Annotated in this window: 22 protein-coding genes; 18 read left to right on the top strand and 4 right to left on the bottom strand. The window is 68.9% G+C overall.

What is annotated here, in order from left to right; all coding sequences use genetic code 11:
* Window positions 1-22 precede the first annotated feature (22 nt).
* Complete coding sequence (locus ACFO27_RS08065) at window positions 23-1,372, bottom strand: ABC transporter substrate-binding protein (protein WP_376816874.1); 1,350 nt, start codon at window positions 1,370-1,372, stop codon at window positions 23-25.
* 394 nt (window positions 1,373-1,766) lie between these two features.
* Between ACFO27_RS08065 and mraZ the strand changes: the two genes are divergently transcribed.
* From mraZ to lpxC, 15 genes are all read left to right on the top strand, one after another.
* Entirely contained in the window at window positions 1,767-2,195 is a 429-nt protein-coding gene (mraZ, locus tag ACFO27_RS08060) for a division/cell wall cluster transcriptional repressor MraZ (RefSeq protein WP_376816873.1), read from the top strand.
* Between the two features lie 8 nt (window positions 2,196-2,203).
* Window positions 2,204-3,262: a 16S rRNA (cytosine(1402)-N(4))-methyltransferase RsmH gene (gene rsmH, locus ACFO27_RS08055; protein WP_376816872.1), complete on the top strand. Its 1,059-nt coding sequence runs from the start codon at window positions 2,204-2,206 to the stop codon at window positions 3,260-3,262.
* On the top strand, window positions 3,259-3,549 hold the full coding sequence (gene ftsL / locus ACFO27_RS08050) for a cell division protein FtsL (RefSeq protein ID WP_323026424.1): 291 nt from the start codon (window positions 3,259-3,261) through the stop codon (window positions 3,547-3,549). Before rsmH ends, ftsL begins: the two co-directional genes overlap by 4 nt.
* Window positions 3,546-5,282 (top strand): peptidoglycan D,D-transpeptidase FtsI family protein, encoded by a 1,737-nt coding sequence (locus tag ACFO27_RS08045; protein WP_376816871.1) that lies wholly within the window; start codon window positions 3,546-3,548, stop codon window positions 5,280-5,282. The genes ftsL and ACFO27_RS08045 overlap by 4 nt, the downstream gene beginning before the upstream one ends.
* Window positions 5,279-8,065 (top strand): bifunctional UDP-N-acetylmuramoyl-L-alanyl-D-glutamate--2,6-diaminopimelate ligase MurE/UDP-N-acetylmuramoyl-tripeptide--D-alanyl-D-alanine ligase MurF, encoded by a 2,787-nt coding sequence (gene murF, locus ACFO27_RS08040; protein WP_376816870.1) that lies wholly within the window; start codon window positions 5,279-5,281, stop codon window positions 8,063-8,065. The genes ACFO27_RS08045 and murF overlap by 4 nt, the downstream gene beginning before the upstream one ends.
* Window positions 8,055-9,227 carry a phospho-N-acetylmuramoyl-pentapeptide-transferase gene (gene mraY / locus ACFO27_RS08035; protein WP_376816869.1) on the top strand — a complete coding sequence of 391 codons (1,173 nt, stop codon included), beginning with the start codon at window positions 8,055-8,057 and terminating at the stop codon, window positions 9,225-9,227. The genes murF and mraY overlap by 11 nt, the downstream gene beginning before the upstream one ends.
* Window positions 9,224-10,756, top strand: coding sequence for a UDP-N-acetylmuramoyl-L-alanine--D-glutamate ligase (murD, locus tag ACFO27_RS08030; protein WP_376816868.1), 1,533 nt, complete (start codon window positions 9,224-9,226; stop codon window positions 10,754-10,756). The genes mraY and murD overlap by 4 nt, the downstream gene beginning before the upstream one ends.
* Window positions 10,753-11,958, top strand: a complete 1,206-nt coding sequence (ftsW, locus tag ACFO27_RS08025; RefSeq protein ID WP_376816867.1) for a putative lipid II flippase FtsW — start codon at window positions 10,753-10,755, stop codon at window positions 11,956-11,958. The genes murD and ftsW overlap by 4 nt, the downstream gene beginning before the upstream one ends.
* On the top strand, window positions 11,955-13,028 hold the full coding sequence (gene murG, locus ACFO27_RS08020; RefSeq protein WP_376816866.1) for an undecaprenyldiphospho-muramoylpentapeptide beta-N-acetylglucosaminyltransferase: 1,074 nt from the start codon (window positions 11,955-11,957) through the stop codon (window positions 13,026-13,028). The genes ftsW and murG overlap by 4 nt, the downstream gene beginning before the upstream one ends.
* Window positions 13,025-14,431, top strand: a complete 1,407-nt coding sequence (gene murC / locus ACFO27_RS08015; RefSeq protein ID WP_376816865.1) for a UDP-N-acetylmuramate--L-alanine ligase — start codon at window positions 13,025-13,027, stop codon at window positions 14,429-14,431. The genes murG and murC overlap by 4 nt, the downstream gene beginning before the upstream one ends.
* Window positions 14,428-15,369: a D-alanine--D-alanine ligase gene (locus ACFO27_RS08010; RefSeq protein WP_376816864.1), complete on the top strand. Its 942-nt coding sequence runs from the start codon at window positions 14,428-14,430 to the stop codon at window positions 15,367-15,369. The genes murC and ACFO27_RS08010 overlap by 4 nt, the downstream gene beginning before the upstream one ends.
* Before the next feature lie 14 nt (window positions 15,370-15,383).
* Entirely contained in the window at window positions 15,384-16,187 is an 804-nt protein-coding gene (locus tag ACFO27_RS08005; protein WP_376816863.1) for a cell division protein FtsQ/DivIB, read from the top strand.
* Window positions 16,184-17,410 (top strand): cell division protein FtsA, encoded by a 1,227-nt coding sequence (gene ftsA / locus ACFO27_RS08000; protein WP_323026434.1) that lies wholly within the window; start codon window positions 16,184-16,186, stop codon window positions 17,408-17,410. Before ACFO27_RS08005 ends, ftsA begins: the two co-directional genes overlap by 4 nt.
* Window positions 17,411-17,486: 76 nt before the next feature.
* Entirely contained in the window at window positions 17,487-18,656 is a 1,170-nt protein-coding gene (ftsZ, locus tag ACFO27_RS07995; RefSeq protein WP_376816862.1) for a cell division protein FtsZ, read from the top strand.
* A 240-nt stretch (window positions 18,657-18,896) separates the two neighbouring features.
* Entirely contained in the window at window positions 18,897-19,820 is a 924-nt protein-coding gene (gene lpxC, locus ACFO27_RS07990) for a UDP-3-O-acyl-N-acetylglucosamine deacetylase (protein WP_376816861.1), read from the top strand.
* A gap of 55 nt (window positions 19,821-19,875) precedes the next feature.
* On the opposite strand, the gene ACFO27_RS07985 is transcribed toward lpxC, so the two are convergent.
* Window positions 19,876-20,346 (bottom strand): DciA family protein, encoded by a 471-nt coding sequence (locus tag ACFO27_RS07985; RefSeq protein WP_376816860.1) that lies wholly within the window; start codon window positions 20,344-20,346, stop codon window positions 19,876-19,878.
* Between the two features lie 87 nt (window positions 20,347-20,433).
* On the opposite strand from ACFO27_RS07985, the gene ACFO27_RS07980 reads away from it, so the two are divergent.
* Both ACFO27_RS07980 and secA read left to right on the top strand, forming a co-directional pair.
* Window positions 20,434-21,393, top strand: a complete 960-nt coding sequence (locus ACFO27_RS07980) for a M23 family metallopeptidase (protein WP_376816859.1) — start codon at window positions 20,434-20,436, stop codon at window positions 21,391-21,393.
* A gap of 93 nt (window positions 21,394-21,486) precedes the next feature.
* Window positions 21,487-24,237: a preprotein translocase subunit SecA gene (secA, locus tag ACFO27_RS07975; protein ID WP_376816858.1), complete on the top strand. Its 2,751-nt coding sequence runs from the start codon at window positions 21,487-21,489 to the stop codon at window positions 24,235-24,237.
* Window positions 24,238-24,628: 391 nt separating this feature from the next.
* Here secA and ACFO27_RS07970 read toward each other — a convergent pair whose 3' ends face one another.
* Window positions 24,629-24,979: a hypothetical protein gene (locus tag ACFO27_RS07970; RefSeq protein WP_320347095.1), complete on the bottom strand. Its 351-nt coding sequence runs from the start codon at window positions 24,977-24,979 to the stop codon at window positions 24,629-24,631.
* A gap of 54 nt (window positions 24,980-25,033) precedes the next feature.
* Window positions 25,034-25,465 carry a hypothetical protein gene (locus tag ACFO27_RS07965; RefSeq protein WP_376816857.1) on the bottom strand — a complete coding sequence of 144 codons (432 nt, stop codon included), beginning with the start codon at window positions 25,463-25,465 and terminating at the stop codon, window positions 25,034-25,036.
* Window positions 25,466-25,606: 141 nt separating this feature from the next.
* Here ACFO27_RS07965 and ACFO27_RS07960 point away from each other — a divergent pair, with 141 nt between their 5' ends.
* Entirely contained in the window at window positions 25,607-25,816 is a 210-nt protein-coding gene (locus ACFO27_RS07960; protein ID WP_376816856.1) for a helix-turn-helix domain-containing protein, read from the top strand.
* Window positions 25,817-25,954 lie beyond the last annotated feature (138 nt).

The raw sequence follows: 25,954 nt of genomic DNA, 5'->3' as shown, positions 1-25,954 counted from the left end.
TTCCTGTGGCGCGCGGCGCGGATCAACCGGCCGGGATGTCCTTGGCGGCGACCATCTTCACCGTCTCGATCTGGCCGCCGCCATATTTCCAGATGTTGACGGGCGTGATGACGTCGCCGTTCTTGTCGAAGTCGCACGGGCCGGCGACCCCGTTGTAGTTGATCTTCTTCTTGTCCTTCAGCGCCTTGAGCATGGCGACGACCCGGCCCTGGTCGCCGCCGTCGATCATTTCGCCCGGCGGGTTGGAGACCTTGCGCAGTTCGTCGCGCAGCATCGCGCCCGTGATCTTCGATGCGTCGGTGGCTCCGCCGGCCACGACGGCGGCCATGGCCAGCCCCGCGACCAGCCCGGCGTCGTACGAGCAGGTGGTGAAGGGCGGGAAGTGGTCGTATTTGTAGGTGGACAGGTAGGTCTTGGCGAAGTCCCTGTAGGACTGCGTGCTGGTGTCCTCGCCGGGCGCCGTGCCGTAGCGGCCGTCCATGTCCTTGGCGCCGACTTCCTTGATGATGTCGACGCTGGCGTTGCCGTCGGTGAACTGCCAGCGGGTGAAGTTGAAGGTGTCGCGGGATTCCTTGCAGATGGCGATGGTGTGCGCCGGGTAGCTGACGATGAGGAGCAGGTCGGGCTTGTCCTTCAGGGCCTGGGACAGCATGGACTTGTAGGTGGGCTGGACTTCCTCGGGGTGGGGGACTTCCGCCAGGACGGTGCCGCCGCGTTTCTTGAAGGCGGCGGCGAAGGCGTTGGACAGGCCCTGCCCGTAGGGGTTGTTGATGTAGATGGTGGCGACGCGCTTGAACTTGTAGTTCGGGTCGATCTCGCCGTTGACGAACTGGGCGGCCACCACGCCCTGCATGGCGTCGGACGCGCTGGTGCGGAACAGCAGGTCGGCCTTGGCGTCGGCGGGCAGCACGCTGACCAGCGGGGACGTGGTGCCGTTGCCGATCTGCAGGACGCCGGACGGGATGGTGACCGAGGTCGCCACGGCGACCGTGACGCCGCTGGACCAGCCGTTGATGATGACCGGCGTGTGCTGAGTGTCGATCATCTGGCGGGCCGCCTGGACGCCGACCGTGGGCAGGGTCGCGCTGTCGGCCGTGACGTGGTGGGCGATGAGGGGGCCGCCGAAGACTTCCTTGGCGGCCGTGTTGATCTGGTCGACGGCCAGCCGCACCGCGTCGCGGTAATAGGGGCCGAATTCGGCCGCGGAGCCGGTCATGGGCAGGACCTGGCCCAGGTTGATGGCGGGCGGGGCGCCCGCGGCCAGGGCGCGCTGCAGCGGCAGGACGCCGCCGAGCATCAGGAGGCCGCCCGAAGCCCCGACGGATTGCAGGAAATGGCGGCGCGAGCGGGGGAAGTGGGTCTGATCCGACATGTGAGATCTCCTTTCTGGTGGCTGACGAAATCGCAGACAAACGCAAAAAAGGCTCGGATGCTTTCGAGTCTGGCACCCGGGAATGCCGGTGTTTCAGCCCGGGATGGCGCAAGTTCATTACATCGGCTGCCCCCTGGCGTGTCAATCGGGAATTGGTGCAGGTCCAGGGCCGGCCAGCCGCCGGACGCAAAGGCCCCGACCTGATAAAGGACTTTCAGTTTAGTTTGCAATCTATTGATTTTTCAGGTTTTTATTTCCGTCTTAATTCTTAAAAACAGTTGTAAGTGCTTGTTGTCATTGAATAAATTTCAATTTTTGCCTTGACCGGCATCGATCCATCCCGTAGAGTGGGACAAAGTAGATTTTTGTGTCATGAAGTGGGAGGAACCCCCTCGTGTTTCAAGGAAGCAGCGCGCTCACGCTGGATGCCAAGGGCCGGATGTCCATTCCGGCTCGGCATCGTGACGCCCTGCAGGCCTCGGAACAGGGGCGCCTGACCCTGACACGGCATCCGGACGGCTGCCTGATGATCTATCCCCGCTCCACCTGGGAGGCCAAGCGCGAGCAGATCGCGGCGCTGCCGGCCTCGGCGCGGCCCCTGCAGCGCCTGCTGCTGGGCAACGCCCAGGACGTGGACATGGACGGGGCGGGCCGCATCCTGGTGGCGCCCGAACTGCGCGCGGCGGCCGGGCTGAGCCGGGACGTCATGCTGCTGGGGCTGGGGTCGAACTTCGAATTGTGGGATCGCGCCCAGTGGGAGGCGCGCTGCATGGCGGACGTGGGCAACCTCGATCCGGCCATTCTTGAACAGATCTCTTTCTGAACCCGCACATGGCGTATTCCCATCGCACCGTTCTGCTGGAACCGGCCATCGACGCATTGTTGAGCCCCGCGTTCGGCCGCCGGTCGGCGGTGCCGGCGGCGGAAGCCCCGCCGCTGGACGGAGTCTACGTGGATGGGACCTTCGGGCGCGGGGGGCATAGCCGCCTGCTGCTGAGCCGGCTGGCCCCGCGGGCGCGGCTGCTGGTGTTCGACAAGGACCCGGCCGCCATCGCCGAGGCGCAGGCGCTGCGCGCCGCCGACGGGCGGGTCGAGATCGTGCACGACGGTTTCGCCACCCTGGGCGCGCAGCTCGACCGCCTGGGCATCGACCGGGTGGACGGCGTGCTGCTGGACCTGGGCGTGTCCTCGCCCCAGATCGACGAGGCGGAACGTGGATTCTCGTTCATGCGGGATGGCCCGCTGGACATGCGCATGGACACCAGCCGGGGACAGACGGCGGCGCAATGGCTGGCCGAGGCCGACCAGGAACAGATCAAGGAGGTCATCGCAGATTATGGCGAAGAACGGTTTGCTTTCCAGATTGCAAAGGCGATTGTTGCGCGCCGCCAATCCGGGCCGCTGCGCACCACGGGCGAACTTGCCCAGCTCGTCGCCGGTGCCGTCCGTACGCGCGAAAAGGGTCAACACCCGGCCACCCGCACCTTTCAAGCTGTACGGATTCACATCAATGAAGAGCTCGCGCAGCTCGCGCACGCCCTCCCGGCAGCGCTGACCCGCCTGCGCGCGCGCGGGCGCCTGGCCGTGATCAGCTTCCACTCGCTGGAAGACCGCATGGTCAAGCAGTGCTTCGCCGCCGCCGCCCACCCGGGCCGGGACCGGGCGCGGCTGCCGATCCCCGAGCGGGACATGCCGCAACCCTACGTCACCCTGCTGGGCCGGGTCCTGGCGGACGAGGCCGAGGTGGCGGACAACGTGCGCGCGCGTTCGGCCGTGCTGCGGGTGGCCGAGCGCACCAGTACGCCCCTGTCGCCGGACGAGGCGGCCGGCTTCGTCCGCCTGCCGGGCCGCGCGCCCGCGCGGGGCCGGGCGGGGAGGGCGGCGCGATGATCCGGCTGACCCTGTTCCTGGCGTTCCTGCTGATGGCCTCGGCCATTTCCCTGGTCACGGTGCGCTTCCAGACGCGCGAGCTGTTCGTGGCGTCCGAGCGGCTGAAGTCGCACGCGCACGAACTGGACGCGGAGTGGCGCCGCCTGCAGCTCGAGCGCGCGGAACTGGCGCGCAACGCCCGCATCGATTCGCTGGCCCGCGCGGACCTGCACCTGGTGTCGGTGACGCCGGACCGCACGATCTATCTGCAGCAGCCCGCCCCCGCCACCCAGGGGGGCCGGCCATGAAGCGCTTCGGCTTCCACGAAAGCCCCGTGCTGGCGAGCCGTCCGGCCTTCTGGCGCGCGCGGCTGGTGGTGATCGTGCTCATGCTGGGCTTCGCCGCGCTGGTGGCCAAGGCGCTGAACCTGCAGATCCTGTCCAACGAGTTCCTGCAGCGCCAGGGCGAGCGCCGCTACGAGCGCACGCTGGTCCTGCAGGCCTCGCGCGGCAAGATCCTGGACCGCAGCGGCTCGGTGGTGCTGGCCTCCAGCGTGCCGGCCAAGGCCATCTGGGCGATCCCCGAGGACTTCCACAAGGCGTCCGACGCCCAGGTCTCCGAACTGGCGCGCCTGCTGGACATCAAGCCGGCCGAACTACGCCAGCGCACCCAGGACGAGGACAAGAATTTCGTCTACCTGCAGCGGCAGGTGGCCGCCGACAAGGCCAAGGCGATCCAGCAACTGAAGATCCCCGGAGTCCAGCAGCTGGCCGAGACGCGCCGCTTCTATCCGGAAGGCGAGGTCATGGCGCACATCGTCGGCTTCACCAACATCGAGGATCGCGGCATCGAAGGCATCGAGCTGGCGTTCAACGACCGGCTGTCGGGCCAGCCGGGGTCCCGGCGCGTGATCCGGGACCGTCTGGGCCGCGTGGTCGAGGACGTCCAGGCCGTGGTGCCGCCGGTCGACGGCCAGAACCTGCAGCTGTCCATCGATGCCGGCATCCAGTTCGACACCTACACGGCGCTCAAGACCGCCATGAAGGAGCACCAGGCGCGCGCGGCGGCGGCCATCGTGCTGGACGCCCGTTCGGGCGAGATCCTGGCGATGGTCAACCTGCCGTCCTACGATCCGAACGACAACTCGGCGCGCACGGGCGAGGCGCTGCGCAACCGCGTCGTGACCGACACCTTCGAGCCCGGCTCCATCATGAAGCCGTTCACGGCCGCGCTGGCCCTGGACGAGGGCAAGATCACGACCCGCACGCTGTTCGACACCGGCAACGGCCGCTACAGCTATCAAGGCGCCGTGATCTCCGACGTCAGCCGCAACGGCGTGCTGGACGTGGGCGGGATCATCCAGCGCTCCAGCAACATCGGCATGACCATGATTTCCGAGCGCCTGACGTCCCAGTCGATGTGGGAGAAATTCTCGGCACTGGGGTTCGGGCGCGTGCCCCAGACGCATTTCCCGGGCATGGCCTCGGGCCGCCTGCGGCCCTGGCAGCGCTGGCGGCCGATCGAGCGCGCCACCATGGCCTACGGCTACGGGCTGTCCGTGTCCCTGCTCCAGGTCGCGCACGCCTACACCGTCTTCGCCCGCAACGGCGACATGGTGTCGCTGTCCCTGCTGCGCCGCGAGGGCCAGCCCACCAGCGTCCAGGTCTACACGCCCGAGATCGCCAAGCTGATGCGCGGCATGCTGGAGGCCGCCGCCGGGCCGGATGGCGCCAAGCTCGCCCGCGTCCAGGGCTACCGGGTGGCGGGCAAGAGCGGCACCGCGCGCAAGATCGTCAACGGCCAGTACAGCAAGACCAAATACCGCGGGTCCTTCGTCGGCCTGGCTCCGGTGTCCGATCCGCGCATCGTCGTGGCCGTGTCCATCGATGAGCCGGGCGCCGGGGGGTATTATGGCGGCCGCGTGGCCGCACCCGTCTTTTCCGACATCGTTTCAAGCACCCTGCGCCGTCTCGGCGTGCGGCCGGACGCGCCCGTGGATTCCCTCGTGGCCGTGGCGGAGCAGGGGGGACGCACACAATGATCCTATTAGACATCATGGCCTGGCTGGACGAGCGGGTCGATCGCAAGGCGGATCTCTGCCTGGATTCGCGCCAGCTTCGGCCGGGCGACGTGTTTTTCGCCTGCCCCGGGATCGCCGCGGACGGCCGCGCCTACATGGAAGCGGCCGTGGTGGCCGGAGCGGCCGCCATCGTCCGGCAGGCCGGCGGCGGCCATCCTTCTCCCGCCGCCGTGCCGGTCCTGGAAGTCGAGGACCTGGCCGCGCTGCTGGGCGAGGTCGCCCACCTGTGGTACGGCCGGCCGTCCGACGCCCTGACCGTGATCGCCGTCACCGGCACCAACGGCAAGACGTCCACCACGCAATGGATCGCGGCGGCGCTGAACGCCGAGGACATGCCTTGCGGCACCGTCGGGACGCTGGGCGTGACGCTGGCCGATGGCGGTAACCTGGGCGGCGCGCTGACCACGCCGGACGTGCTGACGCTGCACCGCAGCCTGGCCGCCATCGTGCGCGCGGGCGGCGTGGCGGCCGCCATCGAGGCCTCCTCGATCGGGATCGAGCAGGGCCGCCTGGACGGGGTCAGCATCCAGGTCGCGGGCTTCACCAACCTGACCCGCGACCACCTGGACTATCACGGCACGGAAGAGCGCTACAAGCAGGCGAAGTTCGCCCTGTTCTCCCGGCCGGGCCTGCGCGGCGCGGTCATCAACGCCGACGATGCGGCGGGACGGGAACTGCTGGAAGGCGCGGCGCCATCCGGCCACCGGGTGGGCTACAGCCTGCGGCGCGAGAGCGCCGCGGCCTTCCGGGCCGAGGACATCCAGCACGGCGCCAACGGCCTGGTCTTCAACCTGGTCGCGCCCGACGGCAGCGCCCAGATCCTGACCCACCTGGTCGGGGAACACAACATCTCCAACCTGCTGCTGGTGGCCGGCGTGCTGCGCGAGCTGGGCTGGGGCCTGAGCCGCATCGCCCGCGCCCTGTCCGTGCTGCATCCGGTGCCGGGCCGCCTGCAGGTGGTCACGGCGCTGGGCGGCGCCGGCGCGGCGCGGCCCCAGCCGCTGGTCGTGGTGGATTACGCGCATACGCCGGACGCGCTGGAACGGGCACTGGAGGCTCTGCGGCCGCTGGCCCGGGACCGCGGCGGCCGCCTGCGCTGCGTGTTCGGCTGCGGCGGCGACCGGGATGCCGGCAAGCGGCCCCTGATGGGCGCCGCGGCGGCCCGGCTGGCCGACGTCGTCGTGGTCACCACCGACAATCCGCGCACCGAATCGCCCGAGGCCATCATCGAACAGATCGTGGCGGGCATGCCGGCCCGTCCGGACGTCCGGACGGACCGGGCCGACGCCATCCTGGAAGGCATCTGGGGCGCGGGCGAGCGGGACGTGGTGCTGCTGGCCGGCAAGGGCCACGAGACCTACCAGGAAGTCCATCATGTGCGCAGTCCCTTCGATGATCGCGAGTGGGCGCGTTTCGCGCTGACCTGGCGGCAGGGCGCGGAGCTGTCCACCGACACCCGCACGCTGCCGCCCGGCGCCCTGTTCCTGGCGCTCGAAGGCGAACGCTTCGACGGCCACGACTACCTGGACGCTGCCGCCGGCGCGGGCGCGCGCGCGGCCGTCGTCGCCCGGCCGGTGCCCGGCGCCGGCCTGCCCCAGATCGTGCTGGGCGATACCCGCCTGGCCCTGCGGCGCGCGGCCACGGCCTGGCGGCGCCAGTTCCGCATGCCGGTCATCGCGGTGACCGGCAGCAACGGCAAGACCACGACCAAGGAAATGATCGCCGCGATCCTGGCGGCCTGGTGCGGCGAGGACGGACGCCTGGCGACGCGCGGCAACCTCAACAACGACATCGGCCTGCCGCTGACGGTGCTGCGCCTGCGCCCGGCGCATCGCGCCGCCGTGCTGGAACTGGGCATGAACCATCCGGGCGAGATCTCCGTGCTGGCCGCCGTCGCCCAGCCGACGGTGGCGTTGGTGAACAACGCGCAGCGCGAGCACCAGGAATTCATGAACACGGTCGAGGCCGTGGCGCGCGAGAACGGCGCCGTGCTGCAGGCGCTGCCCGCCGACGGCGTGGCGGTGTTCCCGGCCGACGAGGAATACAGCGGACTCTGGCGGGAACTGGCCGGCGCCCGGCGGACGCGGTGCTTCGGCTTCATCGACACGGCGGACGCGCATGCCTCGCAGATCCGCGCCGGGACGGCGCAGACGGAATTCCGCCTGCACCTGGGCGCGGAGACCGTGCCGGTCGTCCTGCACGCTCCGGGACGCCACAATCTGCGCAACGCACTGGCGGCGGCGGCCTGCGCCTGGGCGGCCGGCGCGCCCGCGGCGGCCATCGCGGCCGGCCTGGCGGCCTTCGCCCCGGTGGGCGGCCGGATGCAGCCCCGGCCGCTGGCAGATGGCTTCCAGCTGATCGACGACAGCTACAACGCCAATCCGGATTCCGTCCGCGCCGCCATCGACGTGCTGGCCGGGCTGGACGGCCGGCGCATCCTGGTGCTGGGCGACATGGCGGAAGTCGGCGACCAGGGGCCGGCCATGCACGCCGAGGTCGGCGCCTATGCCCGCCAGTGCGGCGTGGACGCGCTGCTGACCCTCGGTCCCGCCGCCCGGGGGGCCGCGCAGGCCTTCGGCCCGCGGGCCCAGGCCTTCGACGCGTTCGACGAACTGCTGCCGCACCTGCTGGCGGCGCGTCCGGGCCACATCCTGGTCAAGGGTTCGCGCAGCATGCGTATGGAGCGCGTGGTGCAGGCGCTCGATACGGACGCGTCCGCGCGGGGGGGCGATCATGCTGCTTGAGCTGGCGCGCTGGTTGTCCGACGAGCATTTCCGCGCCTTCGGCGTGGTGGAATACATCACGTTCCGCGCGCTGCTGGCCTGCGCCACGGCGCTGGCCATCGGCCTGCTGGCCGGCCCCTGGCTGATCCGCCGCCTGACGGCACTGAAGATCGGCCAGGCGGTGCGCAGCTACGGCCCGCAGACGCACCTGCAGAAGAACGGCACTCCCACCATGGGCGGCGCCCTGATCCTGATCGGCATCGGCATCAGCACCCTGCTGTGGGCGGACTGGACCAACCGTTTCGTCTGGGTGGTGCTGCTGGTGACCTTCGGCTTCGGCTGGATCGGCTGGGCCGACGACTACCGCAAGGTCGTGCACCACGACCCCGAGGGCATGCCGGCGCGGCAGAAATTCTTCTGGCAGGCGCTGATCGGCGCCGTGGCCGCCGTCTATCTCAGCTTCGCCGTGTCGGTCCCGGCCAACACCGAAATCTGGCCGCTGTTCCGCGAATGGGTCCTGAGCGGCTTTTCCATGCCGCTGCCGGCGCGCGCCGACCTGATCGTGCCCTTCTTCAAGACCGTCAGCTATCCGCTGGGCGTGTTCGGCTTCGTGGCCCTGACCTGGCTGGTGATCGTGGGCACCAGCAATGCCGTCAACCTGACCGACGGCCTGGACGGCCTGGCGATCATGCCCACCGTGATGATCGGGACGGCCCTGGGCATCTTCGCCTACGTGGTCGGGCGGGTGGACTATTCCAAGTACCTGCTGTTCCCCTACATTCCGGGCGCGTCCGAGCTGATGGTGCTGTGCGCGGCCATCGCGGGCGCGGGCCTGGCCTTCCTCTGGTTCAACACCTATCCCGCCCAGGTCTTCATGGGCGACGTGGGCGCCCTGGCGCTGGGCGGCGCGCTGGGCACGATCGCTGTCATCGTGCGCCAGGAGATCGTCCTGTTCATCATGGGCGGGGTATTCGTGGTCGAAACCCTGTCGGTGATGCTGCAGGTCACCTGGTTCAAGTACACCAAGAAACGCTACGGGGAAGGCCGCCGGATCTTCCGCATGGCGCCGCTGCACCATCACTTCGAGGTGGGCGGCTGGAAGGAAACCCAGGTGGTGGTCCGTTTCTGGATCATCACCATGATGCTGGTCATGATCGGCCTGGCGAGCCTGAAGCTGCGATGACGAACGCCTGCGACTTCCCCTCCCTGCGCCGCGACGGCCTGACCCTGATCCTGGGATTGGGGGAAACGGGCGCGGCGGCGGCGCGCTGGTGCGCCGCGTGCGGCGCCCGCCTGCGGGTGCTGGACACGCGCGAGCGGCCGGGCGGGCTGGACGACCTGAAGGCGGACGGCATCGACGCCGACCTGCGCCTGGGGCCCCGGGCCCTGGCGCCCGAGGCGCTCGACGAAGTCCATACGCTGGTGCTCAGCCCGGGCCTGAACCCTCACGAAGCCCCCGTGGCCGGCCTGCTGGCGGCGGCGCGCGAACGGGGCGTCGAGATCCTGGGCGAGATCGAACTGTTCGCCCGCGCCCTGTCCGACCTGCGCGCGCACGGCTATGCGCCGGCCCTGCTGGCGGTGACGGGCACCAACGGCAAGACCACGGTCACGTCGCTGACGCGCCACCTGGTCGAGGCGAGCGGCCGCCGCGTGCGCGCGGCCGGCAACATCGGCCCGGCCGCGCTCGCCAGCCTGAAGGACGCGCTGGACCGGGACGACCTGCCCGAAGTCTGGGTGCTGGAACTGTCCAGCTTCCAGCTGGAGGCCACCTCCACCCTGGCGCCCGACGCGGCCACGGTGCTCAACGTCACGCAGGATCACCTGGACTGGCATGGCTCGATGCGGGCCTACGCGGCGGCCAAGGCGCGGCTGCTGGAGATGGCGCGGATCGCCGTCGTCAACCGCGACGATCCGCTGGTGCGGGACATGGCCGGCGATCTGGCCGGCGAGCGCGTGCGCGCCTTCGGGTCGGACGCCCCGGTCCTGGCGGGGGACTTCGGCCTGCTGACGCAGCAGGGCCTGGCCTGGCTGGCCGCCGCGCCCGAGGCCGAAGCCGATCCCGCCGTCCCGGTCCGCCGCCGCCGCGCGGCGCGCGACGAAGCCCCCGCCCGGCGGCCCGCAGCCGCCGCCCAGGCGCTGATGCCGGCCGAGGCGCTGCGGATCCAGGGCGCCCATAACGCGCTCAATGCGCTGGCGGCGCTGGCCCTGGGCCGCGCCATCGGCCTGGAATGGGCGCCGATGCTGCATGCCCTGCGGACCTACCGGGGCGAGGCCCACCGCACGGAATTCGTGCGCTCGGTCGCGGGCGTCGATTTCATCGACGACAGCAAGGGCACCAACGTGGGCGCCACCCTGGCCGCCCTGAAGGGGCTGGGCCGGCCGGTGGTGCTGATCGCCGGCGGCCTGGGCAAGGGCCAGGATTTCGCGCCCCTGGCGCCGGCCGTGCGCGCCCATGCGCGCGCCGTGCTGCTGATCGGCCAGGACGGGCCGCTGATCGGCCGGGCGCTGGCGGACTGCGAGGTGCCGCTGCAATCCTGCGCGACGCTGGAGGAAGCCGTGGCCCGGGGCCTGGAACTGGCGCGGCCGGGCGACGCCGTGCTGCTGTCGCCGGCCTGCGCCAGCATGGACATGTTCCGCAACTACGCCCACCGCAGCGCCTGCTTCGTCGAGGCCGTGCGTGAACTGGCGATCGAGCGCGGAGAAATCGCATGAGCGTACTGGGCACCCTGAGCGGCGGCGTGAACGCGGTGCGTCCGGGACGCACCGCCATGCCCAGCGTGGACGTGGGCCTGATCGTGGCGGTCAGCGCCCTGGTCCTGTTCGGCCTGCTCATGGTGTATTCCGCCTCGATCGCCCTGGCCGACGGGCCGCGCTATGAAAGCTACGGCCGCTTCTATTTCGTCGGCCGCCATGCCGCCTTCATCGTCATCGGCCTGCTGGCGGCGCTGTTCACCGCCAGCGTGCCGATGCGGATCTGGCAGAAGGTCTCGCTGCCCCTGTTCGCGCTGGCGCTGGCCCTGCTGGTGGTGGTGCTGGTGCCCGGCATCGGCCGCGAGGTCAACGGCGCCCGGCGCTGGCTGCCCCTGGGGCCGGTGAATTTCCAGCCCTCGGAACTGATGAAGGCCGCTATCCTGCTGTACGCGGCCGATTACGTGGTGCGCAAGCAGTCCCACCTGCAGGGCTTCGTGCGCGGCTTCGTGCGCGGCTTCGCTCCCATGGCGCTGGCGCTGATGCTGGTCGGGGTGCTGCTGCTGCTGGAGCCCGACCTGGGCGCCTTCATCGTCATCGGCGCCATCGCCGTCGGCATCCTCTTCATCGGCGGGATCAACCTCAAGCTGTTCACCCTGCTGCTGGGCGGGGTGATGTCGAGCTTCCTGATGCTGATCTGGCTGTCGCCCTGGCGCCGCGAGCGCCTGTTCGTCTACCTGGACCCCTGGAACCCGGACAACGCCTACGGCAGCGCCTACCAGCTGTCCCACTCCCTGATCGCGCTGGGGCGGGGGGAATGGTTCGGCGTCGGCCTGGGCGCCAGCATCGAAAAGCTGCATTACCTGCCCGAGGCGCATACCGACTTCATCGTCGCCGTCATCGGCGAGGAGCTCGGCCTGGTCGGGGTGCTGTGCCTGATCGCCGTGTTCGTCTACGTCGTGCTGCGCGGCTTCGACATCGCCCGCCAGGCCATGGTGCTGGAACGGGTCTTCGACGGCCTGGTCGCCCAGGGCGTGGCCCTGTGGATGGGCGTGCAGGCCTTCATCAACGTCGGCGTCTGCCTGGGCCTGCTGCCCACCAAGGGGCTGACCCTGCCGCTGGTCAGCTACGGCGGTTCGGGCATCGTCATGAACCTGGCGGCCATCGCGCTGCTGCTGCGGGTGGACTACGAGACCCGCTGCATGATGCGGGGGAAACGCCGATGAGCGCGCGCACGATCCTCGTCATGGCGGGCGGCACGGGCGGGCACATCATGCCGGGGCTGGCCGTGGCCGAGGTCCTGCGCGCCGCCGGCTGGCGGGTGCTGTGGCTGGGCGATCCGGACCGCATGGAAGGCCGGCTGGTGCCGGCGCGCGGCATCGAGCTGCTGCCGCTGCGCTTCGGCGGCGTGCGAGGCAAGGGCGCCGCGGCCCTGCTGAAACTGCCGTTCACCCTGGGCGCCGCCTGCCTGCGGGCGCGCCGGCTGCTGCGCGCGCACCGTCCCGACGTCGTGCTGGGCATGGGCGGCTACGCGGCCTTCCCGGGCGGGCTGATGGCGCGCCTGGCGGGCATCCCCCTGGTCGTGCACGAGCAGAACGCCGTGGCGGGCACCGCCAACCGCGTCCTGGCCCGTTTCGCCAGCCGGGCGCTGTGCGGCTTTCCGGGGGCGCTGCCCGATGCCCTGATGGTGGGCAATCCGGTGCGCGCCGCGCTGGAATCGATGGCGCCGGCGGGCGAACGCTACGCCGGCCGCCAGGGGCCGCTGCGCCTGCTGGTGGTAGGGGGCAGCCTGGGGGCGGCCCGCCTGAACGAATTGGTGCCCGAGGCCCTGGCGCTGCTGCCGGCGGAGTCCCGGCCGTGGGTCCGCCACCAGGCGGGCGAGCGCCACGCCGAGGGCGTGCGCCGGAATTACGAACGCCTGGGCGTCGAAGGGGAGGTCTCGGCCTTCATCGACGACATGGCCGAGGCCCTGGGCTGGGCCGACCTGGTCGTCTGCCGGGCCGGCGCCATGACCGTGGCCGAGGTCGCGGCCGTGGGCGTGGCGGCCCTGTTCATCCCGCTGCCGCACGCCATCGACGACCACCAGACGGCCAACGCCCGCTACCTGTCGGAATGCGGGGGCGGCTGGATGATGCGCCAGGCCGACCTGGACGCGGCCGGGCTGTCGGCCTGGCTGGCCGCCCGCCAGCGGCCCGAACTCGCCGCCGTGGCCGCCCATGCCCGCGAACATGCAAGTCTGAACGCCGCGCAACTGATCGCCGATGCCTGCGTCCATAGCCTGGAGGAATCGGCATGAAGCATCGCATCCGCAACATCCACTTCGTCGGCATCGGCGGCTCGGGCATGAGCGGCATCGCCGAGGTCCTGCTGAACCTGGGCTATTCCATCAGCGGCTCCGACGTCCAGGAAACCGCCGTGACGCGACGGCTGGCGTCGCTGGGCGCGCGCATCCTGATCGGCCACGCCGCCGAAAACATCCAGGGCGCGGGCGCCCTGGTCACGTCCACCGCCATCGGCGCGGACAACCCCGAAGTCCTGGCGGCCCGCGCCGCGCACATCCCGGTGGTGCCTCGCGCCCTGATGCTGGCCGAGCTGATGCGCCTGAAGCGCGGCATCGCCATCGCCGGCACGCACGGCAAGACCACCACCACCAGCCTCGTGGCCAGCGTGCTGGCGGCGGGCGGGCTGGACCCCACCTTCGTCATCGGCGGGCGGCTGAACGCGGCCGACGCCAACGCGCGGCTGGGCCAGGGCGATTACATCGTCGTCGAGGCCGACGAGTCCGACGCCTCGTTCCTGAACCTGCTGCCGGTGATGGCGATCATCACCAACATCGACCTCGACCACATGGACACCTACGGGCACGACGTGGCGCGCCTGAAGAGCGCCTTCGTCGAATTCACCCAGCGCCTGCCGTTCTACGGCAGCGCGGTGCTGTGCGTGGACGACGCCAACGTGCGCGAGATCATCCCCTTCGTGTCGCGGCCCGTGACGACCTACGGCATCGACATGCCGGCCCAGGTGCGCGCGCGCGACCTGCGCGCCGACGGCACCGTCATGTGCTTCGAGGTCGAACGCCAGGGCGCCCAGGGCGACCTGGCGCCCCTGTCCGTGCGCCTGAACCTGCCGGGCCGGCACAATGTGCTCAATGCGCTGGCCACCATCGCCGTCGCCACCGAGCTGGGCGTGCCGGACGAGGCCATCGCCGAGGCGCTGGCCCAGTTCCGGGGCGTGGGGCGCCGCTTCACCCAGGTCGGCCGCTTCCCGGTGGCGGAAAAGCACGGTGGCGGCGCATACACCGTGATCGACGACTACGGCCACCATCCGGTCGAGATGGCGGCGACCCTGGCGGCGGCGCGCGGCGCCTGGCCGGACCGCCGCATCGTGCTCGCCTTCCAGCCGCACCGCTACACGCGCACGCGCGACTGCTTCGAGGATTTCGTGCGCGTGCTGGGCTCGGCCGACGCGGTGCTGCTGACCGAGGTCTATCCGGCCGGCGAGGCGCCCCTGGTCGCCGCCGACGGCCGCGCCCTGGCGCGCGGCCTGCGGGTGGCCGGAAAGGTCGAGCCGGTGTTCGTCGAGGACGTGGCCGACATGGCGGCCGCGATCGGGGATTTCGCCCGCGACGGGGACGTCGTGATCATCATGGGGGCCGGTTCCATCAGCCGCGTCCCCGCGCAACTGGGGAGTCCGCTATGAGCCAGGCATTCGGCCGCGTGGGCGTGCTGTACGGCGGCAGTTCGGCCGAGCGGGAAGTCTCGCTGATGTCGGGCGCCGGGGTCTGCGCCGCGCTGCGCGAGGAGGGCGTGGACGCCCATCTGTTCGACACCGGGGAGCGCAGCCTGGCGGAGCTGGCCGCGGCGGGCTTCGATCGCGTCTTCATCGCCCTGCACGGGCGCTACGGCGAGGACGGCACGCTGCAAGGCGCGCTGGAACTGCTGCGGATCCCCTATACCGGCAGCGGGCCGCTGGCCTCCTGCCTGGCCATGGACAAGATCGCCACCAAGCGCCTGTGGCTGCAGCACGGGCTGCCCACGCCGCGCTTCGCCGAGCTGGCCTGCGACGCCGACCCGTCGGCGCTGATCGAGACGCTGGGCCTGCCGCTGATCGTCAAGCCGCCGCACGAGGGCTCGACGCTGGGCCTGACGCGGGTCGAGTCGGCCGGCCAGCTGCGCGACGCGCAGGCGCTGGCCTGCCGTTTCGACGACATCGCCCTGGCCGAGCAGTTCATCCGGGGGCGCGAGCTGACCATCCCGGTCCTGGGCGCGGGGGCGGAGGCCCGGGCGCTGCCGGTGATCGAGATCATCGCGCCCCAGGGCAACTACGACTACGAGCACAAGTACGTGTCCAACGACACCCGCTACGACTGCCCGGCCGATCTGCCGGCCGACCTGACGCGGCACATCCAGGACCTGGCCGTGCGGGCCTACCGGGCGCTGGGCTGCGAGGGCTGGGGCCGGGCCGACGTGATGCTCGACGGGCAGGACCGGCCCTGGCTGCTGGAAATGAACACCTCGCCGGGCATGACGAGCCATTCGCTCGTGCCCATGGGCGCCCGGGCCGCCGGCATGAGCTACGGCCGGCTGTGCGTGGAAATCCTGTCGACGGCGCGCTGCAAGCTGCGCCCCGCGGCCTGAGGGAGGAGCCGGACGTGTTCGCCGAAGCCCGACTGACCAATCTGATCGCCAACCTGCTGGCTTTGCTGGCGGTGTTGTCCATCGTGGTCGGGGCCGTGGTCTGGACCATCCGGCGGCCTTATTTCTCGATTTCCCGGATCGAGCTGGCCCCGGCGGCCGGCTCCACCCTGCAATACGTCACGCCGCTGAACCTGCAGACCGCCCTGGCGGGGCAGGTGCGGGGCAATTTCTTCCTGATGGACCTGGACGCGGCCCGGCGCCGCATCGAGACCGCGCCCTGGGTGCGGCATGCCATCGTCCGGCGGGTGTGGCCGTCCACGCTGCAGGTGCGCATCGAAGAGCAGCAGCCGCTGGCCTACTGGAACGAGAACCAGATGATCAACACCTGGGGCGAGGCCTTCACGGCCAACCAGGGCGAGTTGCCCGACGACTTGGACCTGCCCCAGCTGAACGGCCCCGTGAATTCCGAGCGGCTGGTGGTGCAGCGCTACGCCGAGATCGCCCGCTGGTTCGCTCCGCTGGGCCTGAGCGTGCGCGAGGCCACGCTGACCCCGCGCTACGCCTGGGAGGTCACGCTGTCCGACGACGTGCGCCTGACGCTGGGCCGGGACCCGGCCGCCGACGTCGCCGACCCTCATGGGCGCTCCGGCGCCCTGCCGTTCGCCGCCCGCATCGAACGTTTCGTCCAGGCCTGGCCGGAGCTGACCCGGCGCCTGGGCGGCCGCATGATCGCCAGCGCCGATCTGCGCTATCCGAACGGATTCGCCATCACGCTGTCTCCCGAAACCTCAGCACCCTCCCGATCGACCAGACCATGACCCGTGACATCAAAGACCTGATCGTTGCACTCGATATCGGCACCAGCAAGGTGGCCGCCGTCGTTGCCGAAATCCTGCCCGACGGCGGGTTCGAGGTGCTGGGCCTGGGACAGCACGAATCCGAAGGCATGCGCAAGGGCGTGGTGGTCAACATCGAGTCCACCGTGAATTCGATCCAGCGCGCGCTGGAGGAAGCCGAGCTGATGGCCGACTGCAAGATCCGCGAGGTCTATACCGGCATCGCGGGCAGCCACATCACCAGCTTCAATTCCAGCGGCATGGTGGCGGTCAAGGACAAGGAAGTCACCGCCACCGACGTGGCGCGCGTGATCGAGACGGCCAAGGCCGTGAACATCCCGACCGACCAGCAGGTGCTGCACGTGCTGACGCAGGAATTCATCGTCGACGCGCAGGAGGACATCCGCGAGCCGATCGGCATGAGCGGCATGCGCCTGGAAGTGCGCGTGCACATCGTCACGGGCGCGGTCAGCGCGGCCCAGAACATCGTCAAGTGCGTGCGCCGCTGCGGCCTGGAGGTCCAGGACCTGATCCTGCAGCCGCTCGCCTCCAGCCTGTCCTGCCTGACGGCCGACGAGAAGGAACTGGGCGTGGTGCTGGTGGACATCGGCGGCGGCACCACCGACATCGCCATCTACACCGGCGGCGCGATCCGCCACACCTCGGTGATCCCGATCGCGGGCGACCAGGTCACCAGCGACATCGCGGCCATGCTGCGCACGCCGACGCCGGACGCCGAGGAAATCAAGCTGCGCCACGGCATCGCCAAGCAGGCGCTGGTCGACGCCGAGGAAATGATCGAAGTGCCGGGCCTGGGGGACCGCCCCAACCGCAGCGTCAAGCGCCAGGCCCTGGGCGCGGTGATCGAGCCGCGCATGGAGGAACTGTTCGGTTTCGTGCAGCAGGTGGTGCGCGAATCGGGCTACGAGGAATTGCTGTCGTCCGGGGTCGTGCTGACCGGCGGGACGGCGCTCATGCCGGGCATGGTGGAACTGGCCGAGGACGTGTTCCTCAAGCCGGTGCGCGTCGCCGTGCCCATGTACGAAGGAAGTCTGGCCGACGTGATGCGCAATCCGCGCTTCTCGACGGTGATGGGCTTGCTGACCGAGGCGCGCATGCAGCGTGCCCGCGGCCGCAAGGTGGCGCAGCAGAAGGGAACGGTCAAATCCATTCTGGCGCGCATGAAGGAGTGGTTCATGAACTGAGGCGGCGGCAAGGCCGCCCTGGACGTGGGCTTTTCAGGGGAAGTTGTTCGTTTTTCCGTATGTGAGGGAGTCAATCATGATGAATTTTGAAATGCTGGATACCAGCAGGAACGGCACCGTGATCAAGGTCGTGGGTGTCGGCGGGGCGGGCGGCAACGCCGTGGCCCATATGATCCGTTCGGGCGTGCAGGGGGTGGAATTCGTCTGCGCGAATACCGATGCCCAGGCGCTGGTCACCAGCGAGGCGCCGGTCCAGATCCGGCTGGGCCGCACCGGCCTGGGCGCCGGCGCCAAGCCGGAGCAGGGGCGCGCCGCCGCCGAGACCGCGCGCGAGGAAATCCGCGCGGCGCTGAACGGCGCCCACATGGTGTTCATCACCGCCGGCATGGGCGGCGGCACCGGGACGGGGGCCGGCCCCGTGGTGGCCGAAGTCGCCAAGGAGCTCGGCATCCTGACGGTGGGCGTGGTCACCAAGCCCTTCGTCTTCGAAGGCAGCAAGCGCATGCGCATGGCCGAGGAAGGCATCCGCGAACTGTCGCGCCATGTCCATTCGCTGGTGGTCGTGCTCAACGAGAACCTGTACGAGCTGATGGACGAGGACGCCACGCAGGAAGACTGCTTCCGCGCGGCCGACGACGTGCTGCACAACGCCTGCGCCGGGATCGCCGAGATCATCAACGTCGAGGGCAACGTCAACGTCGACTTCGAGGACGTGAAGACGATCATGGGCGAACAGGGCCAGGCCATGATGGGCACGGCCGTGGCTTCCGGTCCCGACCGGGCCCGCATCGCGGCCGAGCAGGCGATCGCCTGCCCGCTGCTGGAAGGCGTGGACCTGCACGGCGCGCGCGGCGTCCTGGTGAACATCACCGCCAGCCGTTCGCTGAAGATGCGCGAGACCCGCGAGATCATGGACACGATCGGCAGCTACGCCTCGGCCGACGCCACGGTGATCTTCGGCACGGCCTACGACGAGTCCATGGGCGAGGACCTGCGCGTCACGGTGGTCGCCACCGGCCTGGGTTCCGCCGCGGCCCGTCCGCAGCTGGTGTCGAACAATGTCGAGGCCCAGCGCACCGGCACGGACAACATGCCGGTGGGAGTCGGCCATGACTTCTCCGGCACGGACGTGCCGTCCGTGATCCGCAATCCGCGCAGCCATGCCTCGGCCCAGGTCCGGGCGCTGGAGACGGCCGGCATGGATCACTTCGACATTCCGGCCTTCCTGCGCAAGCAGGCCGACTGACCCGGTCCGCTTCGGCGCATCACCTCACATCGCGGCTGTCGTACACAGCAGTTCGCGGCGCCTGGCGCGTCTTCCCCTGCCCCTGGGGGAAGGCGCGCCTTCGCATTGGTTTTGCTTGCATTCGCATCGGTTGTGTTGCATTCGGCCATCGTGGAAAACCCGGATATTGATTACAATGCGTGAGATCAGGCTATGCGAGGCGCGCTTCGCAGGGCCGCTTTTACATCGACGAAGACTCCCATGCTCCTGCAGCGCACCATCAAACAAGCCGTGTCCACCACCGGAGTGGGCCTGCATTCCGGCCGCCGCGTGGAAATCACCCTGCGCCCGGCCGAGCCCAATACCGGCATCGTCTTCCACCGCGTGGACCTGCCCGAGATCGTGGACCTGCCCGCGCGCGCCGACGCCGTCGGCGATACCCGCATGGCCTCGGTCCTGCAGCAGGGTTCCGTGCGTGTGTCCACCGTCGAGCACCTGATGTCGGCCCTGGCCGGGCTGGGCGTGGACAATCTGCACGTCGACCTCGACGCCGAGGAAGTCCCCATCATGGACGGCAGCGCGGGCACTTTCGTCTACCTGCTGCGCAGCGCCGGCCTGCTGGAGCAGGCCGCGCCGAAACGCTTCCTGCGGGTGCTGAAGCCCGTCGAAGTGTGCGAAGGCGAAGGTCCGGCCGCCAAATGGGCGCGGCTGGAACCCTACGACGGCTTCGCTCTGTCCTTCTCCATCGATTTCCGGCATCCCGCCATCGATTCCACGGCCAACGCGGCCGAAGTCGACTTCGCCCGGGATTCCTACGTCAAGACCATCGCCCGCGCGCGCACCTTCGGGTTCGCCAGCGAAGTCGAGGCCCTGCGCTCCATGGGCCTGGCGCGCGGCGGCAGCCTGGACAACGCCATCGTCATGGACGAATACCGCGTCCTGAACGCCGACGGGCTCCGGTACGACGACGAATTCGTCAAGCACAAGATCCTCGACGCCATCGGGGACCTGTACCTGGCCGGCAAGCCCCTGGTGGCGCGCTACGTCGCCTGCAAGTCCGGCCACGGCCTGAACAACCAGCTGGTGCGCGCCCTGCTGGCCCGGCAGGATTGCTGGGAATTGGTCAGCTACGAATCGCGCGACACCGCGCCCGCCGCCTTCACGCGCGACTGGCAGCTTGCCTGAGCGGGCGGACCGGTCCTCGGGCGGCGGCCGCCATGCGGCCGCCGTTTCATCGCCGTCACGAACGATGATGGCGCAGCAGCCGGCCGATGGCGTCGGCCAGGGGGCCGGGCGCCACCCGGCGTTCCAGGTCCTCGAAGGATCTCAGGGCGTCTTCCCCCAGGGGTTCGGCTTCCCGGCGTGGCTTTTCCGTCCAGGTCCGGTCCATGGCGGCGTCGATCCGGACGACAATGCGTTCGACGGGCCAGCCGGCTTCCCGGATCCGGCCGGCGGCGGCTTCGGTCATCTGGCGCAGCCGGGCGGCGTGCGCCGGGCCGGGAACCATCACGGTGATTTGCGGTCCATCGATGCGGGCGACCCGGATCCGGCGCGCCAGGGCGGGCGGCAAGGTGCCCGCCAGCACGGCCTGGACGGCCAGCAGTTCGCGGGCCGTCTGCATCATGGGCGCGCCCTGGGGATGGCGGTCCAGCCATTCCAGGGCCGGAGTGCCGGATGATCGGTTCCGCCGGGGCGTCATCGCCATGGACATGAGGAATTTTGAGTGACGAAATCGAAACACACTGCTCGCGCAGCGCTCTGGCTGCATTCTAACGCGCGCCTCCTGCGGGGGCTGGGCATGGCAGGCGCCTTGGCGCTGTCGGCCTGGGGCGGCGCCCAGTGGCAGGCCTGGCGCACGCCGACCCTGGACCCCGGCCAGCGCGAGGCGATCGATTCCCGCCTGCGGCAGGATTCGGCGACCCTGCAGGGCAGCATCGCGGGCCTGGCGGGCAAGCTGGGCGAACTGCAGGGCCGCGTGCTGGCCATGGAATCCGTGCGCGAGCGGGTCGCCCGGGCGGCCGGCCTGAACTACACGGCGCCGGAACTCGCTACCGGCGTCGCATCCCTCGATCGTCCGGCCGGCCTGCCGGCGATCGACGACGAGGCGGGCGACGCCCAGGTGATGGACGACATCCCCGCCCAGTCGCTGCCGGCGCCCGCGATCGGCTCGGCGGAACTGCTGGGGCGGCACATCGACGCGCTGGGGCGGCGCCTGGAAACCCAGGAGGACGCCTACGCCCTGGTGGACGCGGCCCTGTCCCGCCAGGCCGGCTTCCAGGCCAGCCTGCCGACGCTCTCCCCGGTCGATTATCCCGCCCTCAGCTCGTCGTTCGGCTGGCGCCGCAATCCGGTCAGCGGCCGCCACACCATGCACGAGGGCCTGGACTTCGTCGCGCCCCGCGGCGCGCCCATCCGGGCGGCGTCCGGCGGGCTGGTGACGCGGGCGGGCTCCTGGCACGGCTACGGCCGGATGGTGGAGATCGACCACGGCAACGGCCTGCGCACCCGCTACGCCCATGCCTCCAGCGTGCTGGTGAAAACGGGCGACATCGTCCGCCAGGGCCAGCTCATCGCGCGGGTGGGCAGCACCGGCCGGTCCACCGGATCGCATCTGCATTTCGAGGTGCGGATGGCGGACTACCCCCTGGATCCGACCCTGTTCATCCAGGAAGACGCCCGCACGCGCCTGGCGCTGGGGGCGGACCGGGTGGCGCAAGCCGGGCCCGCCGCCGATGCGGGGGCTTCCTCCCTGCGTTAAACTGCAGCGTTTACCTGCGGTCACCATTCGGCGGCCGCGCCTCACAATCTTCCGGCGTCCGATCATCCTTCGGGCCCGCAGCGACGACACGATATGGTTTCTCTGCTCAAAAAAATCATCGGCAGCCGCAATGACCGGCTGTTGAAGCAGTACCGCAAGCAGGTCGCGCAGATCAATGCGCTCGAACCTTCCATGCAGGCCCTGTCCGACGACGCGCTGAAGGCCAAGACCGACGAATTCCGCCAGCGGATCGCGGACGGCAAGTCCCTGAATTCCCTGCTGCCCGAAGCCTTCGCCGTGGTGCGCGAGGCCAGCCGCCGCGTGTTCGGCATGCGCCACTTCGACGTCCAGATGCTGGGCGCGATCGCCCTGCACAACGGCAAGATCGCCGAAATGCGCACCGGCGAGGGCAAGACCCTGATGGCGACGCTGGCGGTCTACCTGAACGCCCTGAGCGGCCGCGGGGTCCACGTGGTGACGGTCAACGACTACCTGGCCCGCCGGGACGCCGAATGGATGGGCCGGCTCTACGGGTTCCTGGGCATGACGGTCGGCGTGGTGGTGCCGCAGCAGGACAACGAGGAAAAACGCGCCGCCTACCGGGCCGACATCACCTACGGCACGAACAACGAATACGGCTTCGACTACCTGCGCGACAACATGGAATTCCGTCCGGAAGACCGCCGCCAGCGCAGCCTGGCCTACGCCATCGTCGACGAGGTGGATTCGATCCTGATCGACGAGGCGCGCACGCCGCTGATCATTTCCGGCCAGGCCGAGGACAACACCGAGCTCTACATCCGCATGAACGCGGTGCCGCCCCTGCTGACGCGCATGACGGAAGAGCCCAAGCCCCACGAGCCCGAGCCCGAAGGCGATTTCTGGGTCGACGAAAAGGCCCAGCAGGTGCATCTGTCGGAAGCCGGCCAGATCAAGGCCGAGCAGATCATGGCGCGCCAGGGCATCCTGCCCGAAGGCGAGTCCCTGTACGACCCGCGCCACATCTCGCTGATGCACCACCTGCTGGTGGCCTTGCGTGCGCACAACCTGTTCCATCGCGATCAGCAGTACGTCGTCCAGGACGGCGAGGTCGTCATCGTCGACGAGTTCACGGGCCGCCTGATGGCGGGCCGCCGCTGGTCCGACGGCCTGCACCAGGCGGTCGAGGCCAAGGAAGGCGTGCGCATCCAGAACGAGAACCAGACGCTGGCCTCGATCACGTTCCAGAATTATTTCCGCATGTACGACAAGCTGGCGGGCATGACGGGGACGGCCGACACCGAGGCCTACGAATTCCAGGAAATCTACGGCCTGGAAACGGTCATCATCCCGACCAACCGGCCGATGGCGCGCCAGGACCAGAACGACCAGGTCTTCAAGACCGACGCGGAAAAATACCGCGCGATCCTGGACGACATCATCGACTGCCACAAGCGCGGCCAGCCGGTGCTGGTGGGCACCACCAGCATCGAGAATTCCGAGCTGCTGTCCAATGCGCTGAAGAAGGAAGGCCTGCCCCACGAGGTGCTGAACGCCAAGCAGCACGCCCGCGAGGCCGAGATCGTCGCCGAGGCCGGCAAGCCGGGCCACATCACGATCGCCACCAACATGGCCGGCCGGGGCACGGACATCGTGCTGGGCGGCAGCGTGGACAAGCAGATCGACCTGGTGCGCGCCGATCCGGACCTGTCCCCCGAGGAAAAAGACGCCCGCATCGCGGCCATCCGGGCCGAATGGGCGCCGGCCAACGAGGCCGTGAAGAAGGCCGGCGGCCTGCGCATCATCGGTACCGAACGCCACGAATCGCGGCGCATCGACAACCAGCTGCGCGGCCGCGCCGGCCGCCAGGGCGACCCGGGCTCCTCGCGTTTCTACCTGTCGCTGGACGATTCGCTGATGCGGATCTTCGCCGGGGACCGGGTGCGCGCCATCATGGAGCGCCTGCGCCTGCCCGAAGGCGAGCCGATCGAGGCGCGCATGGTGTCGCGTTCGATCGAATCCGCGCAGCGCAAGGTCGAGGGCCGCAATTTCGACATCCGCAAGCAGCTGCTGGAATACGACGACGTGGCCAACGACCAGCGCAAGGTGCTCTATGCCCAGCGCAACGAGGTCCTGGAAGCGGAATCGGTAGCCGACACGATCGCCAACCTGCGGGACGCGGAGATCACGGCGGTGTTCCGCCGCTACGTGCCGGAAGAGACGATGGAGGAGCAGTGGGACATCCCCGGCCTGCAGTCGTCCCTGGAATCCGACTGGGCGATCGCGCTGCCGCTGGCTGAAATGCTGGAAAAGGAACCCAACCTGACGGACGACGATCTGCTGGAACGGGTGCTGGCCGAGGCCAGGCGGCTGTACGACGAGAAGGTCGCCCTGGTCGGCGAGGCCGGCTGGCGGCCGTTCGAGCGCTCGGTGCTGCTGCAGTCGCTGGACACGAACTGGCGCGCCCACCTGGCGTCGCTGGACCATCTGCGCCAGGGCATCCATCTGCGCGGCTATGCGCAGGTGGATCCGAAGCAGGCCTACAAGCGCGAGGCGTTCACGCTGTTCTCGGACATGCTGGACCGTATCCGCAACGAAACGATCCGGGTGCTGATGACGGTGCGCATCCAGTCGCGCGAACAGGTGGAGGTCGAGGAACCGGCGTCCCCGGTGGAAAACGTGCGCTACCACCACGCGGACTACGACGCGGCCTTGCGCGGCGAGGACCTGGGCCTGGACGAGACGCCTGCCACTGGCCAGAAGGCGGCGACGCCGGCCGGCGCGGTGCCGCGCGTGGGGCGCAACGATCCCTGCCCGTGCGGCAGCGGGAAGAAGTACAAGCACTGCCACGGGCAGCTGAAGTAAGTCTTTCTGTCGATGATGAAAAAGGCCGGGCGTGTCCCGGCCTTTTTCATTGCTGCGGTGGGGGGCGGGGTCTCTGGCCGCGTTTCGGTCTGGGGTGTCGGCCGTCGGTGTTCTTTTGTGAGACCTCGGCGTCGTCCTGTGGCCGCCCCGGGCGCAGGTCGTCCGGTTCCGGCTGCGCCGGAACTGCCCGGCCGCCAGCCCGCCATCGGGGCGTTCGCCAAACTCGCGGGGCGGTCAGTCCCCCGGACTGACCGCAAGCGTCCCGCTCGAACAGTGGCTCACTTGCCTCCCCGCTGGCTGGCTTCTGGCCAGCGGACTCCAACAGCGCTCGGTGCGGCCACAGGACGCCGCCTGCCGAGGAAGGCGGGTGGCAGGTGCTTCACACGAGATGCTAATTTGAGAATGATTGTTGGAAGGTTTTGAGATCCATCGCAATGCCTTCACCAATCAGCAGATCCAAGAGCTTCTGTTGGGCTTCCATTCGGGTGGACCGGTTTAGCTGAACTGAGATGCGCGCGCTCTTCAGTAGTTCTTGAGTGATCACGTGTTTAGGGAAGCGGCGCAATTTTTCGGAACGAGATTTAAGCTCGCTAAGATACAGCGTCATTTGATGTGGTGGTAGCGAGTCAAACCCACCGCCAGCCCCTGCAAAGGCACCGATCTTTGTGCGGACAACAGCCTCAAAGATATTAGTCATCTTGGTTAGGTGGTGTCCGAGGATAATTTTTTGAATAAAGTTCATTATGGTCCTCGCAGTTCTGTTCTGTGATCTATCTGGCTAATTTATTCTGTCAGATTATTCTTTTGGTTCATGCAATTCGCTCGAAGGAGTTTTCTCCACGGGCTTTTCTGTGGGCATGCACCCCTTATCCTGGTAAAGCGCATGTAGCCGCTTGTATCTTGCTTGTGCCGCCTTGGCCTCGACTGAGTGGGCATTACCCGTGTCCATGAAGAACCATGGAACCAATAAGAAGGCACCAGCGATTCCGAGTCCGACATTCTTCGCGACCTGGCCGGTGCCTCGCGCATCGCTGTCCGCGCGTTCGGTTTCCATATCCTGCATTTCGTTCTCGATGGAACGGCAGCTCATGTTTTCATCGCCAACCTGCGATGTCTGCACGGGATTCGGGGTTGTGTGGGCGCATGCGCTGAGCAGCGCCGCCACATTGATTGCCGCGATCATTTTTGAGAGTTTCGAGGGCCGTGCGTGTCGGCTCTGGCAGGTCATGCTGATGTTGTCCTTGTAGACAGTTGTCCGTAGACCATAGTCTACGGAACTAGCATCTTCCCTGCAATGGGACCGCCTCCAAAAGGAACGCTCGAGAAAACGTTCGGTGACGTGCTGAGGTCGCTGCGGAATGCGCGCGGCATGTCGCAAGAAACACTGGCCTTCGAGGCCAATCTCGACAGAACATTCATCTCCATGCTGGAGCGAGGTCAGCGCTTGCCCTCCATTGCGACCGTCTTGGCCCTGTCCGGACCGCTCGGGCTCACAGGCGCCGATCTGGTCGGACATGTCGAAGCGGCGCTTGCAAGCTCACGGGATAGTCACCCAGTGCGTCCTTCCGCCAGCCGGTGATGCGGGGCTTGAGCATGCTTGATGAGGCGTCTCTTGTGCCGCAGGTGAATGACGGGCGACGATCCCGCATGTAGATACGGGTGTTGATACTTGCGTAGGGATTGCCTATACTTCATAGGTATCTACATTTGTTTCTAC

Source organism: Castellaniella denitrificans (genome assembly GCF_042653765.1).
GTDB lineage: Bacteria > Pseudomonadota > Gammaproteobacteria > Burkholderiales > Burkholderiaceae_B > Castellaniella > Castellaniella denitrificans.
Note: the sequence above shows the minus strand (reverse complement) of the source record. Positions and strands in the feature narration are given on the sequence as shown.

Excerpts from the sequence above, each read along its gene's own strand:
- ACFO27_RS07965 (WP_376816857.1), bottom strand. The coding sequence starts at position 25,465 with ATGACCTGCCAGAGCCGACACGCACGGCCCTCGAAACTCTCAAAAATG.
- murF (WP_376816870.1), top strand. The coding sequence starts at position 5,279 with ATGATCCTATTAGACATCATGGCCTGGCTGGACGAGCGGGTCGATCGC.
- murG (WP_376816866.1), top strand. The coding sequence starts at position 11,955 with ATGAGCGCGCGCACGATCCTCGTCATGGCGGGCGGCACGGGCGGGCAC.
- secA (WP_376816858.1), top strand. The coding sequence starts at position 21,487 with ATGGTTTCTCTGCTCAAAAAAATCATCGGCAGCCGCAATGACCGGCTG.
- ACFO27_RS08065 (WP_376816874.1), bottom strand. The coding sequence starts at position 1,372 with ATGTCGGATCAGACCCACTTCCCCCGCTCGCGCCGCCATTTCCTGCAA.
- ftsZ (WP_376816862.1), top strand. The coding sequence starts at position 17,487 with ATGATGAATTTTGAAATGCTGGATACCAGCAGGAACGGCACCGTGATC.
- ftsW (WP_376816867.1), top strand. The coding sequence starts at position 10,753 with ATGAGCGTACTGGGCACCCTGAGCGGCGGCGTGAACGCGGTGCGTCCG.
- ftsA (WP_323026434.1), top strand. The coding sequence starts at position 16,184 with ATGACCCGTGACATCAAAGACCTGATCGTTGCACTCGATATCGGCACC.
- lpxC (WP_376816861.1), top strand. The coding sequence starts at position 18,897 with ATGCTCCTGCAGCGCACCATCAAACAAGCCGTGTCCACCACCGGAGTG.
- murD (WP_376816868.1), top strand. The coding sequence starts at position 9,224 with ATGACGAACGCCTGCGACTTCCCCTCCCTGCGCCGCGACGGCCTGACC.
- ACFO27_RS07985 (WP_376816860.1), bottom strand. The coding sequence starts at position 20,346 with ATGTCCATGGCGATGACGCCCCGGCGGAACCGATCATCCGGCACTCCG.
- ACFO27_RS08045 (WP_376816871.1), top strand. The coding sequence starts at position 3,546 with ATGAAGCGCTTCGGCTTCCACGAAAGCCCCGTGCTGGCGAGCCGTCCG.
- murC (WP_376816865.1), top strand. The coding sequence starts at position 13,025 with ATGAAGCATCGCATCCGCAACATCCACTTCGTCGGCATCGGCGGCTCG.
- mraY (WP_376816869.1), top strand. The coding sequence starts at position 8,055 with ATGCTGCTTGAGCTGGCGCGCTGGTTGTCCGACGAGCATTTCCGCGCC.
- ftsL (WP_323026424.1), top strand. The coding sequence starts at position 3,259 with ATGATCCGGCTGACCCTGTTCCTGGCGTTCCTGCTGATGGCCTCGGCC.
- ACFO27_RS07980 (WP_376816859.1), top strand. The coding sequence starts at position 20,434 with ATGGCAGGCGCCTTGGCGCTGTCGGCCTGGGGCGGCGCCCAGTGGCAG.
- ACFO27_RS07970 (WP_320347095.1), bottom strand. The coding sequence starts at position 24,979 with ATGAACTTTATTCAAAAAATTATCCTCGGACACCACCTAACCAAGATG.
- ACFO27_RS07960 (WP_376816856.1), top strand. The coding sequence starts at position 25,607 with ATGTCGCAAGAAACACTGGCCTTCGAGGCCAATCTCGACAGAACATTC.
- ACFO27_RS08010 (WP_376816864.1), top strand. The coding sequence starts at position 14,428 with ATGAGCCAGGCATTCGGCCGCGTGGGCGTGCTGTACGGCGGCAGTTCG.
- rsmH (WP_376816872.1), top strand. The coding sequence starts at position 2,204 with ATGGCGTATTCCCATCGCACCGTTCTGCTGGAACCGGCCATCGACGCA.